Genomic DNA, 16,310 nt, shown 5'->3' with positions numbered 1-16,310 from the left:
ATTTTATTGAGGCATTATTTTCAATGTACCATCAAGATGACAAAAAAGTTTTTGGACTAAATAAATTATGCAGTGGATTTTATGAACTGCGAAACCTAATTTGGCAATGATTCCTGACGCTTGTTTTAATATGAAATCGATCATAAGCTAGACAATCATAACATATAAATTAATTAAGGACTTAACTACAAATTTTTTTATTTTTTAAAAAAAGTAAAAATAAAGATGTTCTCCCATTTATGCTTTTGCCAAAATAATATAATTATTTATTATTTTCTTTAATAAAGGACCGATTTATATCCTTTTTAGCGTTAATTAACGCTCGTGATTGATAAAATTACAATTTATTTAAACCTGTTTAATATTCTCGATAGCAAGAGTTATAATTTTACCTTCCCCTAAAGTTTCATTATGATATAAACAAGGAATCCAAATAATTTTTTGCGTTTGATCTACTATTAATAATAATTTATTTCTTTGTATAATAGGTATTTTACAATTAATTAAAAATTTTTTTAATTTTTGCTTTCCAAATTTAAATTCCAATATATCTCCCGATAGTCTTGTTCTTACAATTAAAGGGAAAATTATCTGCCCATTACTATAAAAAATCTCTTTTTGCGTCATATATTTGGGATATATTTTGCGATCATGGTGTACATATAAAATAGGTTTTGATTTATTAATATTATTTTCTGTTCTAGCTAAAGGAGCTAATTGCCATTTATAATATTTTTTAGATATTTGCCATTGATCGTTTAATTTAAGTTGACAATAAGGTTTATTATTATTATTTAATAATTTAATAATATTATTAATTAAAACAAAATTTTTATTTATTTTTTTATCATCCAATAAATATAAAATAATATTTTTTTGGATAACTATATTCAATTTACAAAAAACCTCTAAACAATAATATTGTTGATTAACATGATATTTTAAAAATAAATTTGTTTGTTCTTTTACTAATTGATAAATTTCTGTTATTTGAATATGAAATTTATAAATATTTTTTAAAAAATTATGTTCTTTTTGTAAATAAGGGATTACAAATTTACGAATTCTATTTCTAGAATAATAATCATTTTGATTAGTTTCATCTTCCAAAAAAGAAATTTTTTTTTGGTTAGCATAATTAATAATTTTGTCTTTAGAAAGATATAAAAACGGTTTTAAAAACACAAATTTTTCAATCAAATAAATAGGTTGCATACCACTATATCCTAATAAATATGGATAGATTATTTGCGTTTCAATAATCAAATTTATATTTTGATTATCTATTACCAACAGCCCCCATCTAAACCGGACGGGCAAGTTTCCAAGCATCCGGCTTGCCATAATTTATCCTTTTTATCGGACTAACTTTGTGTTACCACGGATTAGTTGTTTATTCTTATCGGTCTTTTTGGAAAGTTAATATTAGCTTCATAACCTTCGGAATTAATCGCTCTTTAATAGCGGGATAAATCTCGAAATCTTAGGATTTTACCTTACCTTTTTGGGATAATAACTTGTATAACTAGTCATAATTGATAATAACCGTTAACGTATTAGCGGCGGTATTACTCAATCTTTTTGAGCTTGATACCATTAATAGTCTATCTGTTGTTCCACTGTACTTGTGAACCAGAATTTGTTATTAATCCCATATTTAAACCTTTTTAATACCTTAATTATTGAAAGAACGATTTTGAATAATATTCCATGTTTACTAAAAAGTTTAGCTTTTCGCTCTAAAACAGTTATTTGCGTATCCACCAACTTCCCACACTGAATAAACAATAAATTACTGACTTCTTTTGCCCTATAAAGGTCGTTAACCTTCATCTTGGGAGGGCGATTAACTTAATTATTCCAAATTAAGTTTTACTCCTCCGACTACTAAAAAGTCGCTTTATCCTTGAGCCTAATGACTTTTATTTCATTATTAGTTAATTTAATAACTAACCTTTAGGATTCTCCCAGTTACTCTAAATATCGACCTTGATTCCTTAGGTGAAGTATAACCGTTATGGAAACGGTGAGATTCCAGGTTTTTAATTGATAAACTATCCAATACAGTTCTTTAATATTGATAGGCTCTGGACTGTCCGGTTTAAGTAGTTTACAGAACAGGTTCGAGTATTACATCTTCTTAGCTTCTTAGGCCCTTTCAGGCTTATCCTTAAAATCATTCGGTGGCGGTATCTTCTTGACTAACTACTTCATCGCAACCCGCTTTTAAGAACTGCTGTAATCCCTGAGTGTTTCCATTCCGGAACCGTTCTTAGCCTGTCAGTGTTTATCACACTGGTGATTGGTTAAATCACTCGATATTTAGGCTTCTTGGGCGCCCAGAACTTCCTCGTGATAATTTTAATAAAATAGTTTCTGCTAAAATCGGGATAGAATAGTTGAGTTTAATAATAAATTTATTTCATTATATATTCCAAACTAGCCCCCCACAGAACCGGACAAGCAAGTTTCCAAGCATCCGGCGCCTAATATCTGATTACAGATATTGAAACTCTTTCGCCATGTAAAGGTTATTACCCTTCGCCGTGGTCAGGTTCTTCTAAAATATTCCAATTCTAGAATTAAACTGACGACTACTGTAAGTTTCGCTTTTCCCTTGAGCCTAACAGCTGTTAGTTTTAACCCTTTGGTGGTGCTTTTAGGGAGATCGAAGTTACGATATAATTCTACATGAAGTTTTAGGTGCGGTTTACAGTTAATTTAAAACTGAGGCTATTATTTAAACTTATATTAAATAATAAGAGTCCTTTAATTTGCCAATTTAATGACTGCTCGGGATGATACAAAATTAAAAATGATTAATAATTTTGTTCCATTAAAGCTTGTCTCGGATTAAATAACAACTTACCGAGTATAGGTTTATTATTACGACGCTTTTTAACCGCTTAGGGATTCACACCTTCTCCTTGACTTCTGGTCTGGCAATAACTTTTTGGTTAGTTGTTTCACCTCATTTTGCTTTCGTGCTTTTGCTGTTATTAATTACTCTTTCGAGATAATTAATCAAGCCCACTTTGCAGTGTTTACGTGACCTTTAGGAATCATCCGTTCCCAAATAATTTGTTAAATTACAAAATTATATGTTTCTTTCGCGCCCTCATTTAAATGATGAGCTGTAACAATATAACGAGTTTGATATTGAACAGCTATTTTTTGCAAATAAAATTTCCGAGTTAAACTAGCTTGATTTTGAAAATTTTTATTTCCCAAATTTAATTCAAAATAATAAAAAGGTATTTTACGTAATTGACAATATTCGTTTACTAAAACTTTATCTTGATAAGATCGTTCTCGCTTTAAATGATTAAAATGAACTACAATTATTTGAAATTTTCTAGAATATAAATAATCTAATAAAGTCATAGAATCAACGCCACCGCTAACTGAAATGACATATTTATATTCTCTTTTTAATGAAATAGCTAATGATAATAAAAACATAAATTTCAATTATTTTCCTTAGATAAAAATGATAAACTTAAAATATTCAATTGTTCTTGAGTTACAGTAGCAGGCGCCTGTAACATCAAATCTTGTGCTGTTTGAGTTTTAGGAAAAGCAATAACATCTTTAATATTATCTGTATCAGTCAATAACATAACAATTCGATCTAAACCTAAAGCGACACCACCATGAGGAGGTGTACCGTATCGCAAAGCTTCTAAAAAAAAACCAAATTGTTTATGCATTTCTGCTTCAGAAAAACCTAATTTATGAAATATTTTTTTTTGGTAATCGTATTGATAATTTCTTAAAGAACCGCCGCCAATCTCATAACCATTACAAACTAAATCATATGCACATGCTTTCGTCTCATGAGGATTTTGATCCAAAGTTAAATAATCTTCCGGTTTAGTAAAAGGATGATGCATAGCTTTATATTTATTGTCTATATCATCAAAAATTAATAAAGGGAAATCTATGATCCACAATAAAGATAATTTTTGAGGATCAATTAAATTTAAATCTTTTGCTAATTTATTTCTTAAAAAACCTAAAGATTCATAAGCGTTATAAGATTTTCCCATAGATAAATCAAATACAAAAAAACAATATTCATTATTTGTTAAAAAATTTAATTCTTTATTTAAAGCATTAACAAAGTTACCTTCAATTTTATCATTAATTTTAATCAAATAATACAAATCTAATTTATATTGATTTTTAATCCAACGACAATATTGTAAAATTGTTTTTTTATTTAATAATGATTTTTCGGATAAAAAAAATCTAATACCTAAAATATGCAATTTATTAATCATTTCTGATGATATCAATGATAAATCAAAAAAATTCGTCAAATTTTCTATACATAAATCAAATCTTAAATCAGGTTTATCGGAACCATATTTTTTCATAGCTTGATCATAAGTTAATTTAAAAAAAGGTTTATCGATTTCATAATTTTTAAAATTTTTAATCAAACATATCATAATTTTTTCTACTAAATTCATAATTTCTTCTTGAGACCAAAAGGAAATTTCTATATCAACTTGGGTAAATTCTGGCTGACGATCTGATCGCAAATCTTCATCGCGAAAACAACGCGCTATTTGAAAGTATTTTTCAAATCCAGCAATCATGTATAATTGTTTAAATAATTGCGGAGATTGAGGTAAAGCGTAAAAAGATTCAGGATACAAACGCGAAGGTACTAAATAATCCAAAGCTCCTTCAGGTGTAGATTTCGCTAATATAGGAGTTTCTAACTCAAAAAAACCCTGAGATATTAAAATTTGACGTATATTTTGAGTAATATAATGTCTTTGTAATAAATATTTTTTTTGTTTTTCTTTTCTTAAATCCAAATAACGATATTTTAATCTATGACTTTCATTACTAGTATTTTTATCTTCAATTAATAAAGGTAAGGGTTGCGCTTCTGATAAAACATACAATTGGTTTATAATAATTTCGACATCACCAGTTTTTAAATTAGGATTTTTACTAATTCTTTCCACCACTAAACCTTTAACTTCGACAACAGTTTCTATTGGTATTTTAGATATTTCTGAATATTGTTTATGGTTTTGTTCTATAACTAATTGTATTAATCCTGAAAAATCTCTCAACATTAAAAACATTTTATTGCTTAAATTGCGCTTACGAGCAATCCAACCTTTTAAAAATACCTGTTCACCTTGATTTTTTAAATTAATTTCATTATTATTATAGCTATATTTGCTCATTACGATTGTAAAGTTAACTCCTTTTTTAAAAAAGTAATAATATTTTTTAAATTAACATTATAAATTATTTTTGTAGTAGTATTTTTAACTGTCAAAAAATTTTCTTTCAATTCTTTAGCACCTATAAAAATAAGATAATTAGGTTTTAATTTTAAAGCTTTTTTAATACATTTAGTTAAATTAAGTCCATCAGTATTATAAATAACTTCGGCATTAATATTATTTTGGCGTAATTTTTGAATTAATCTAAAAGATTCATAATTGACTGAATAATCAACCGATAACACACATACATCTAATGATTTATAATCAATGTTTTGCCAAAAATTATTATACTGCAAAGCCAGCATTAATCGTTCTATGCCAATAGCAAATCCTATAGCTTTAATCTTTTTTTTACTTTCAAAATGATAAATTAAATCATTATAATTACCACCACCACCTAAAATTAATTCAAAAGGTTCTTCATTAGGTATAGATAATGCAATTTCAAAAACTATATCCGTATAATAATCTAAACCTCTAACTAAAGTCGGATCAACACAAAAATTAATATTTTCTTTCTTTAACGATGATAAAAATATTTCAAATTGATGTTTAATAGATGAATCTAAAAAATTTAAAATTAATGGGGCTTGTTTTAAAAAAATTTTATTTTGACAAATTTTACAATCAAAAATCCTTAAAATATTAAATTGCTTACGTTTTAAACATAAAGGGCATAAATCTGATGAAAAATTTTGCAAATAATCAGAAAAAATTTTAATAAAATTTTGACGTGTTTGCGCATTACCCAAATGATTAATTTTAATTTTTGCCTGAGGTAAATTAAAAAAAATTAAAATTTCATTAACTAAACAAAAAATTTCTAATTCAGATAAATCATAATAATTACCTAACATTTCAATGCCTATTTGATGAAATTGACGATATCGACCATATTGAGGTCTCTCATATCTAAAAAAAGGACCACAATAATAAAATTTATAAATATCATCAAAATTATAAAGCTTATTCTCTAAATAACTACGAACGATACCAGCCGTTCCTTCTGGTCTTAAGACAATTTTTCGACCTTTTTTATCTAAAAATTGATAAGTTTCCTTATTAACCATTTCAGATTGAGGTGTAGCATGATAAAAAATATCATGATACTCTAAAATAGGGGTACGTATTTCTTGGAAATGATATTTCTCAATAATTTTTTTTAAATTTTTTTCTATGAATTGTAAATGTAACATTTCTTCTTGAAAAAAATCTTTAGTACCTTTAATTTTCTTAATATTCATAACTAACTTTAATATCCCTTTTAAACCATCATTGCATAAAAAACCCTAAATTAAGTTATTACAAATTGTTTTTTATAATATCATATAAATAATATTTCAATTATTCAATAATTATATTTAAAACTTATACTTCATATAATAATTATTAATTAATAATAACTTTAAACATATTGACGCTTTTTATTTTTATAATAAACTTCTTGAATCATTCCTGCTCCTAAACAAAAATCTTCATAATAAAAAGCACATATCTGGCCAGGAACTACCGCTTTAATCCTTTCTTTAAAAAAAATTTTTAATTGTCGATAATCAATCCAATATGCTTTTATTTCTTGCTCAGGTTGTCGATAACGAAATTTTGATTTTAAAGTCATAATATTTGGATATCGAAAATTTTTATAATCTCGCCAAATAACATTAATAATTAAAGCAGAATCGCTGTATAAATAGATACTATCAGAATTTTGTTCTACATAGAGAGTATTAGTCGCTAAATCTTTTCCTACCACATACCAAGGGGATGAATTACAACAAGGTAGATTACCTAAATTTAAACCTTTACGTTGACCAATAGTATAATAAAACACTCCCAAATGTTTTTTAGGTAAAATATTACCTTTAGTATCTTTAATTAAACCTTTATTAATAGGTAAATAATTTTGTAAAAAATCTGCAAATCTTCTTTCTCCAATAAAACAAATGCCTGTAGAATCTTTTTTATTAGCTGTCACTAAATTTTCTTGATAAGCTATTTTTCTTACCTGAATTTTAGTTAAATCACCTATAGGAAATAAAATTTTAGTTAATTGTTTTTTTTGTAATTGAGACAAAAAATAACTTTGATCTTTATTTTGATCTTCAGCTTTTTTTAAAATCGGATCACCATTTATAACTTGAATACGTGCATAATGACCCATAGCAATATAATCTGGTTTAAATTTACGATTAACATAATCCGAAAAGATAGCAAATTTAATATAATTATTACACAAAACATCAGGATTCGGGGTTAAATTTTGATTAAAAAGTTTTAAAACATAAGAAAAAACTTTATCCCAATATGCCTGAGAAAAATCAACAAAATGACAATTAATTTTTAATTGTTCAGCAATTTTTTGGGCATCTTTAAAATCTTGTATTTGAGGACAAATAGATTGTTTAATAAAAGGGTTTCCTCGAAAATCATAATTTAAACCACTATCCCAATTACGCATAAAAACGCCTTCAACATCGTACCCTCTTTTTTTTAAAATAAACGCAGATACACTACTATCGACACCACCAGATAAACCAATAATAACTTTTTTTTTCACAATAATCTTTTTTATTTTTTCTTCGAATTTAAAGATAAAAATTTTAAATTTAATTTGGAGATTAAATTGGTTTCTGCGCGTTCTAACAAACTATTTTCAAAAATTTTTGGACCCGAAGATGTATAATTTCTTTGATATTGACTTTGATAAAAGCGTTTTAAAATTTGCGAAGTTAAATCTAAACTGCTTTCTATAGAAATATCAAACGTTTTAGATAATAAAAAAGCAATTTTTTCTAAAGTTAAACTATATTTTAAATAATAATATAAAATAAAATCTTTTTTAATAACATGTTCATTATTTGATTGCAAAGTGGCTTGCTTTCTATAAAAAGATTTTAAATCCTGAAATTTTGCAAATATATCATTTCTCTCTAGATGAAAAAAAACTAATTCTGCTATTAAAGTATCTGATAAACCAATATTCAAATTAAAACTTAAATCAAAATTATAAAAACTTTTTGTAAATCTACCTAAACTAATATCAGATAAATTATGATTTTCTAAAAAAATATTAATTCCTGTTTGATCAATTGATAACGAATTATGATTAAATATATTTATATTTTTATTGTTATTCGATAAATCATTATAATCTAATAATGAAGATTTTCTATAATTATCAATTCCTATTTTTTGCAAAAAATCCTGAATTACATCGAGAAACAAAATGTCGGAATCATCTATAAAAACATTCAAATCATTAAATTTTTTGTTGTTTAATTTAAAACTTTGAATAACTACTAATAAATTAATGAAATCATTTAAATTAGGACTTATAGATAAAAAAATTTTACTATCTGGACAAGACGATAATTTATTGCATAAAAATAAACATTGCAAATGATTAGCAAGAGCTAATTGAGAGTTTACTTCTGATTCACTAACAAAAGGTTTAATATTCCATTTTTTTTCAAAAATAAAATCTTTTTCTTCTCTTAAACAAAAATAAGATTTTGGAATTATTATTTTTTTTACTTCAGATATCTGATCTGCATAAGTAGTATCAATTAAACGCTGATGTTTAATAAAATCCATACAAACATCTATAATTAAATTGGTTTCTGAATCAAAAATATCCTTTTCACCTATCAAATTACCTAAAATAGCAGCTATTTTATGATTCGAAAAAACCACATCATTAGACATTTCACTTTTCATACCGTTACTAACATAAAAATAACCACCAATTTGTTTACGAGAGTGATTAATAACAGCCATGCGACGTAATTGCGCTTTACCTAAATGCTCTGTAGAAGCAGATAAATTAAAAATCAAATGTGCCCCTTTTTTGATTAATAAATCACTAGGTGAGTTAATAGTCCATAAATCCTGACAAATTTCTACTCCAAAACACACATTATATAAATCATTAATAAATAAAATACTACCAAAAGGGATTTTTTGATTTAAAAAAATAATTTCTTGCATCTCAGGAATAACATTACCAGAAGTAAACCATCTTTTTTCACAAAATTCTTCATAATTCGGAATAGTATATTTAGGAACAATTCCTAAAATTTTTTGTTGTTGTATAACGATAGCTACATTGAAAATCATCTCTTGCCAAACTAATGGCATTCCTAAAATATAAACTCCTTTAAAAGAAGTTTTCTTAATAATATAATCTAAAGATTTTAAAATATTATTGTTAAAATCATTTTCAAAAAAAAAATCACCAGCTGTATAACTGCTTAAACATAATTCTGGAAAAACCACAAAACTCGCTTTGCTTTTTGCTAAAACACTCAAAATAATATCATTATTTTCATCAAATTTCCCCAAAGTTAAATTGGGATTGGCTAATTCAATTTTTAAAAATCCATTCTTGTACATTTCGTTATTTTAAGTAATTAACCTTTCTAATAAAATGATTTTATTTATCAAATTTCATTTTTGAATTATTATTTTCAATCAAATTAAATATAACTTTTTTATCCATAATCCAACCCATAATATAAATAGATGACAAGGATAACAAAATTCTTATCATAATCTCCGAAAACATATTAAAAAAATTTATTTGATCAAAACTTTCCAAAATAGATGATAAAAATATTAAAATGCCATCAGTAATCAATAAAGAAATTTTAAAATTCATTCCGTAAATATCTTTTAAAGCTTGTTGAAAAATATCCATACCTCCGGTAGTGAATCCAATTTTTCTAATATTAGCTTGAGTAAAACCTATTAATAATCCGCCTAATATAGAAGAGACAAATAATTTCCAATATTCATTATTCCAAATGATTAAACGATTTAAAAAAATTGTTGATTCACCTAAGATATAAGGCAAAAAATACATTACTATCATTAAAATAATAGCCAAAATAGCACTTTTTAAAATAAATTTTTTACCAAATATTTTATATCCAATTATTATCGCTAAAACATTATACAAAAACATAAAATAAATCATTATTTTATCCGATATAAAATAAGAATTGTTTGTAAATAAGTTGCATAAACGTGCACTCGTTAAAGCTAAACCATCAATTCCACCTACATTTAATTTACTTCCTAAAGTAAATACAAATATAGTTATTGCTAAAATAATATCATTTACAATCAGTATTAACCATTTATGAAGATTCTGTTTATAAATTTTTTGATCTTTCTTCATATTGTTTGTATTCCTTTTTAGCAAAATATTTTTAAATAAATTTAAATTTTTAATATAAAAAATTAATTTTTGATTCTTAAAAAAGCATTAATAAAATCATCTAATTCGCCATCCATAATATCCATAATTTGAGAACTTTCATAATTAGTACGATGATCTTTAACTTTTTGATAAGGATGAAAAATATAACTTCTAATTTGAGATCCCCAACCAATTTCTTTTTGATCTGATTTTAAATTAGCTTCTTGTTCTTTTTGTTTCTGTAAAGCTAATTGAAATAATTTAGTTTTTAAAATTTGCAAAGCTTTTTCTTTATTACGAATTTGACTTCTTTCATTTTGGCAATTAACTACAATACCAGTAGGCAAATGTGTAATTCGAACAGCTGAATCAGTAGTATTTACATGTTGACCACCAGCTCCACTACTACGAAAAACATCTATTCTTAAATCTTGTTCTTGAATATCGACAGTAATTTCTTCATTAATCTCTGGTAAAACTTCGCAAGAAGCAAAAGATGTATGTCTTTTAAAATTAGCATCAAACGGAGATTTTCGCACTAAACGATGTATACCTCTTTCAGATTTAAAATATCCATACGCATAAACACCTTTAATTAGACAACTAACAGTTTTAATACCAGCTTCTTCTCCTGTTTGTAAATTTAAAATTTCTAATTGGAATTGTTTTTTTTGAGCATATTTTTTATACATTCTAAAAAGCATTTCACACCAATCTTGAGATTCCAAACCTCCGGCGCCAGAATGTAACATTAAAATAGCGTTATTTTCATCATAATTTTGATTTAATAAAACTTCAATTTCTAAATTTTTAATATCTTTTTGTAACTTTTTTAATTCTAAAATTAACCATGTTAAATTTTGTGCATCATTAAGCTCATAATCCGAAGATAATAAAGTCAAAGCTTGATGTTGTTTTTGTAAATTAGTAAAATTATTAATTTTATTTTGTAATTGACTAAATTTTCGAGTTACATGCGCAGCTTCTTGTGTATTATCCCAAAAATTTGGTTTTTCCATTAATAATTTAAAAGATTTCAATTGTTCTAACATTTTTTTGATATCTATTTTTTGTTCTAAATTGAATAAAATAGATTTTAAATTATTTAAAATTTGATGAAATTCATATTTTTCCATTATAAATAATTATCCCCTCTGGAAATTATTTTTTTTAATTAATCCCAAGGTTTTTTAATATTTTTTTTAATTTTAATTTTATCTCGATTATTTAATTGTAATGATTCTGTAGGATTTAAATCATCCAACAAATCTTCAAAAAAATTTGATTTCAAAACAATTTTTGTAATATCTTGAGAAATATTATCAATCATACGATTAAAAAATTTTTGTCCTTCTTGTTGGTAAACAGTTAAAGTATTTTGTTGCCCATAACTTAAAAAATTAATACTTCTTCTTAATAAATCCATATCATTTATATGACGTTGAAAATTAATATCAATATTTTTTAATATAATTAATTTAATAATATTTAAGTATTTTTGTATACCAACTGAAGTAAATTTATTTTTTTGCGAATCTACAATATTACGAGCTTTGTTTAAAATAACTGATTCTATTTGAGAATAAGATAAGTCTTTTTGATTATTATCTTCAAAATCTGTTTTTGTTAAAATATTTTTATTAAAAAAATTAATTTCACAATAATGAATTAATTCAACTATAATAGCTTGTTTATCTAATTTTTGAAATTTATCTTGTTTCATCGAATTTACAAAATTTTTAACTTTATTTTTTAAAGTTTTATCCATAATATTCCACAAAATTTCTTCAACCTTATTAGAAGATAAAATTGCTTTACGTTGCTTGTAAATAATATCTCTTTGTAACTGTAAAACAGAATCAAATTTTAAAACAAATTTACGATATTCGAAATTAGAAGATTCAATTTTTTTTTGTATATTAGTGAATAAATTCGTTAAAAAACGCGAAGAAACTGCATTATTTTGTTGATGTTTACTATATTGCAGCAAAGTAACTAACTTACTAACTTTATCAGAACCGAAACGTTTTATCAAATCATCTTCTGCAGATACAAAAAATTTAGTATAACCAGGATCACCTTGTCTACCTGCCCGTCCGCGAAGTTGATTATCAATTCGTCGCACTTCATGCCTTTCTGTACCTAAAACAGCTAAACCGCCTAACTCAGCTACACCTTCTGCTAAACGAATATCTGTACCTCTTCCAGCCATATTGGTAGCTATAGTAACAGCACTTTTGTGACCGGCTTTTGCAATTATTTCAGATTCTTTCAAATGATTTTTAGCATTCAAAACTTCATGAGCTATTTTATTTTTTTTTAAATCTTTAGAAATTTGTTCTGAAACTTCCACACTAACAGTACCTATCAAAATAGGTTGTTTTTTAGAATGTCTTATTTTAACTTCTTCTATTAAAGCTTTCCATTTTTCCTTTAAAGTTAAAAAAACTAAGTCCGAAGCATCTTCGCGAATCATTTTTTTATTAGTAGGGATTTGAATAACTTTCATATTATATATACTAATAAATTCTTTTTCTTCGGTTTTAGCTGTACCAGTCATACCAGATATTAATTTATAATTTCGAAATAAATTTTGATATGTAATCGTCGCAGATGTTTCAGTTTCAGCTTTAATAATACAATTTTCTTTAGCCTCTAAAGCTTGATGCAAACCATCACTGAATTGTCGACCTATTAAAGCACGACCTGTAAATTGATCAATAATCACAATTTGATTATTTTGTACTAAATAATCTTTATCTCTTTCCATAATAAAACAAGCTTTTAAAGCATTTTTAATAAAATGTAATAAAAAAGAATTTTGATTACTATATAAATTATTAATTTTAAAAAATAATTCTGCTTTTCGAATTCCTTCTTCATTTAATTCAATAGTTTTAGATTCTAAATCAATCACATAATGTTCAGATTTTAAACTTTTAGCAAAACGATCAGCATCTCTATAAAATTTAATACCAGATGTTACATTATTAGAAATAATCAAAGGAGTTCTAGCTTCATCAATTAAAATAGAATCGACTTCATCAATAATTACATAACCATATTCACGAGTCATTAAAACATTATTGATATCACTTTCCATGTTATCTCTCAAATAATCAAATCCAATTTCACTATTAGTAGAATATAAAATATCACAATTATAAGCTATTTTTTTTTCTTGAATACTTTTATTTTTAAGATTTAAACCTACACTTAATCCTAAAAAACGAAAAATATCCCCAATAACACCTTCAGCTTCACGACGCGCTAAATATTCATTAACAGTCACAATATGAACGCTATTGCCTCCTAAGGCATTTAAATATGCCGGCATAACAGCTGTTAAAGTTTTACCTTCTCCAGTCTTCATTTCTGCAATGTTACCCTTATGTAAAACTATAGCTCCTAATAATTGAACATAATAAGGAGTTATTTTAGCTACCCTTGTAGAAGCTTCTCGAGCTAAAGCAAAAGCTTCTACCAAAATATTATCCAAAGACACTCCTTCTTTTAATTTTTGTTTCAATTTAAGAGTTTCTTTAGGAAAATCTTCATCTTTTAATTGGGACATAATATGACTTAATTTGTCAATTTTATCAGCAACTTTTTTAATTTTTTTCAAATATCTAGCAGAAGGATCATAAAAATTCTTTACAAAGTCTAATATTGTTTGTGCGCATTTTAATATCATCAGATCATAAATCCTTTTTTGTTAAAAATATTTTTTAATAATACAAATTTTAATAAATTCAATAACTACCGAATAATCATTAATATTATTCGAATTAAAAATAAAATTTTAATATATTATTTTTATTAAAAAACATATAAAATATATATTTATTAAATTTTATATAAAAAAAATTATAAGTTTTATCCTATTAATTATATCAAAACTACTAAAAAAAATATATTTTTGCTTAATTATTTAGCAACAAAATCATTATCATTCCAAAAAAACCATATTTTAAAATTTACTAATTAAATATTAAACTAAATATTAATAAATTATTAAAACCAATTGAAATATTAATAATTTATTTTTCATAAATAAAAGAATAAAAATTCCTATATTAATTAATATAAACAAAAATAAAAGAGCGCTTTTGTATTTTGAAACAAAAAGCACTCTTTAAAATTAATTTTGCAATTATTATAAAATAATTATCTTAGTGAAAAAAATTAATTTTTACCTATTTTGATTAATTAAAACGTCTTTAATTTCTTTTAAAAGTTTAACTTGTTCATGTTCAATAGTCATTTTATTTTCATTTTGATTTTTTTTACTAAAATATTTTGAAAAATAAGAAACAATTAAATATAAAATGAAAGAAACAGATAAAAAATCAAAAACATTTTGTAAAAAGATTCCGTAATTCAAATAAATATTATTTTTTAATTGCCAATTTAAAGTTTGTAAAGAAGAACCTGTATCGCTAAAAAGATAATTAATAGGAGGCATAATTATGTCAGTAGCTAAAGAACTAACTACTTTAGTAAATAATTGCCCTAATATAAAAGCTACTGCTAATTGAATAATATTACCTTTATTAATAAAATCCTGAAATCCTTTTTTAAATTCTTTAACTTTATTTAAATTAATGTTTTCAGATGACATCTTTAAACCTCTCTTTTTTTAATAAAATTTTTTTAAATACAAAAAAATAACAATATTTCTTAATATTTTATTATATATTGTATTTTTCAAAGATGTTTAAAATTTATTAACTAAATATATTTTAAAAAAACATTTAACGAATATAAAAATAAAAAACCTTTAATTTTAACTTTCAAATTAGAAAATTTATATTATATTGCAATATCCGGATATATTTTAAAATAAAAAAATCAATATGTCAAATAATACAAAAAAATATAGCTATAATGACATAGTAAATAATAATAAGTCATTATTAAAATATAATTTAGCACAAAAATGAAAATAAAAATATAAAATATTTATTAGAGTAAAAAATATATTTTAGAATTGATAACATTTAATAATAAATTTTTTATTTATATTTATAAAATTAATAAATAAGGATATAAGGATATAAAATCATGGAAAATATTGAAACACAATTTGCAGGTATTACATTATTTTGGATATTATTTATATTATTAACAATTTTATTAGCCTACTTTTTTTATAAATGGGGTTATTTTTGCGGGTTTAATAATAAGAGTATTTTTTTTCCTTTAATTTTATCTTTTTTCACTGTATTTAGTGGAATTATTTTTGTATTTATAGGTTATCAAGTAGGAATAATAAAAAAAAATAACAACAAAAAATAAAAAAATAGATAGATAAAATGAATAAAAAAATAAAAATTTTATGGATAAATATATTCGAAAAAACAAACTACAAAAAATTTAATTCAAATTTAACCATCTATTAATAAAATTATAAAAATCAACTTATTAGTTGATTTTTATAAACAAATAAAAATTACCTAAATTATTTTTTTACGATAATGCTTCCCGTATTAATAAAATTAATAACAATATTTATGGTTTAAGTATCTTTCATAAGATTTCATCATTAATGATTTTTAAGTAAATTTTGATAACAATTTTAATGGTATAATCAATTATTTGAAATCATTATTGGACAAGTTTAACAAAATCATGACAATATTTTTAGATTAGAAATCCAAAAATCTACTCTATTAATGATTTTTTGTTGATGACTTTTATTTAATAACCTTTATTAATAATAATTTAAATACGGATAGATTAATTGCGTTTTATTCAGCGATTTATCTTTGCTGTTTTATTTACAATCAGCCCCCGTCCAAACCGGACAAGCAAGTTTCCCAGCATCCGGCTTTCCATAATTCACTCTCTTGCGA

11 protein-coding genes are annotated in these 16,310 nt (G+C 24.3%); 1 reads left to right on the top strand and 10 read right to left on the bottom strand.

Annotation, left to right across the window (positions count from 1 at the left end; translation table 11 throughout):
* Positions 1–348: 348 nt before the first annotated feature.
* The 10 genes from tilS to mscL form a co-directional block, all read right to left on the bottom strand.
* Entirely contained in the window at positions 349–1,344 is a 996-nt protein-coding gene (tilS, locus tag NQK76_RS02145) for a tRNA lysidine(34) synthetase TilS (protein ID WP_082396477.1), read from the bottom strand.
* A gap of 1,740 nt (positions 1,345–3,084) precedes the next feature.
* Positions 3,085–3,462 carry a PP-loop family protein gene (locus NQK76_RS02140; protein WP_036690996.1) on the bottom strand — a complete coding sequence of 126 codons (378 nt, stop codon included), beginning with the start codon at positions 3,460–3,462 and terminating at the stop codon, positions 3,085–3,087.
* Positions 3,463–3,467: 5 nt separating this feature from the next.
* A complete protein-coding gene (gene aspS, locus NQK76_RS02135) occupies positions 3,468–5,210 on the bottom strand; it encodes an aspartate--tRNA ligase (RefSeq protein ID WP_255872720.1) in 1,743 nt (580 codons plus the stop codon).
* On the bottom strand, positions 5,210–6,499 hold the full coding sequence (hisS, locus tag NQK76_RS02130) for a histidine--tRNA ligase (RefSeq protein WP_054598492.1): 1,290 nt from the start codon (positions 6,497–6,499) through the stop codon (positions 5,210–5,212). Before hisS ends, aspS begins: the two co-directional genes overlap by 1 nt.
* Before the next feature lie 161 nt (positions 6,500–6,660).
* Positions 6,661–7,812: a tRNA 2-thiouridine(34) synthase MnmA gene (mnmA, locus tag NQK76_RS02125; RefSeq protein ID WP_004995350.1), complete on the bottom strand. Its 1,152-nt coding sequence runs from the start codon at positions 7,810–7,812 to the stop codon at positions 6,661–6,663.
* Positions 7,813–7,823: 11 nt separating this feature from the next.
* Positions 7,824–9,647 carry a nitrilase-related carbon-nitrogen hydrolase gene (locus NQK76_RS02120; RefSeq protein WP_255872719.1) on the bottom strand — a complete coding sequence of 608 codons (1,824 nt, stop codon included), beginning with the start codon at positions 9,645–9,647 and terminating at the stop codon, positions 7,824–7,826.
* Positions 9,648–9,687: 40 nt separating this feature from the next.
* Entirely contained in the window at positions 9,688–10,434 is a 747-nt protein-coding gene (locus NQK76_RS02115; RefSeq protein ID WP_255872718.1) for a YitT family protein, read from the bottom strand.
* Between the two features lie 62 nt (positions 10,435–10,496).
* Positions 10,497–11,591, bottom strand: a complete 1,095-nt coding sequence (gene prfB, locus NQK76_RS02110; protein ID WP_004995362.1) for a peptide chain release factor 2 — start codon at positions 11,589–11,591, stop codon at positions 10,497–10,499.
* 38 nt (positions 11,592–11,629) lie between these two features.
* On the bottom strand, positions 11,630–14,149 hold the full coding sequence (secA, locus tag NQK76_RS02105) for a preprotein translocase subunit SecA (RefSeq protein WP_370659225.1): 2,520 nt from the start codon (positions 14,147–14,149) through the stop codon (positions 11,630–11,632).
* A gap of 498 nt (positions 14,150–14,647) precedes the next feature.
* On the bottom strand, positions 14,648–15,076 hold the full coding sequence (gene mscL / locus NQK76_RS02100) for a large conductance mechanosensitive channel protein MscL (RefSeq protein ID WP_004995365.1): 429 nt from the start codon (positions 15,074–15,076) through the stop codon (positions 14,648–14,650).
* 443 nt (positions 15,077–15,519) lie between these two features.
* Here mscL and NQK76_RS02095 point away from each other — a divergent pair, with 443 nt between their 5' ends.
* A complete protein-coding gene (locus NQK76_RS02095) occupies positions 15,520–15,753 on the top strand; it encodes a hypothetical protein (protein ID WP_004995367.1) in 234 nt (77 codons plus the stop codon).
* Positions 15,754–16,310 lie beyond the last annotated feature (557 nt).

Origin of the sequence: Candidatus Phytoplasma australasiaticum subsp. ipomoeae, assembly GCF_024425275.1 — a bacterium.
Lineage (GTDB): Bacteria > Bacillota_I > Bacilli_A > Acholeplasmatales > Acholeplasmataceae > Phytoplasma > Phytoplasma australasiaticum.
Note: the sequence above shows the minus strand (reverse complement) of the source record. Positions and strands in the feature narration are given on the sequence as shown.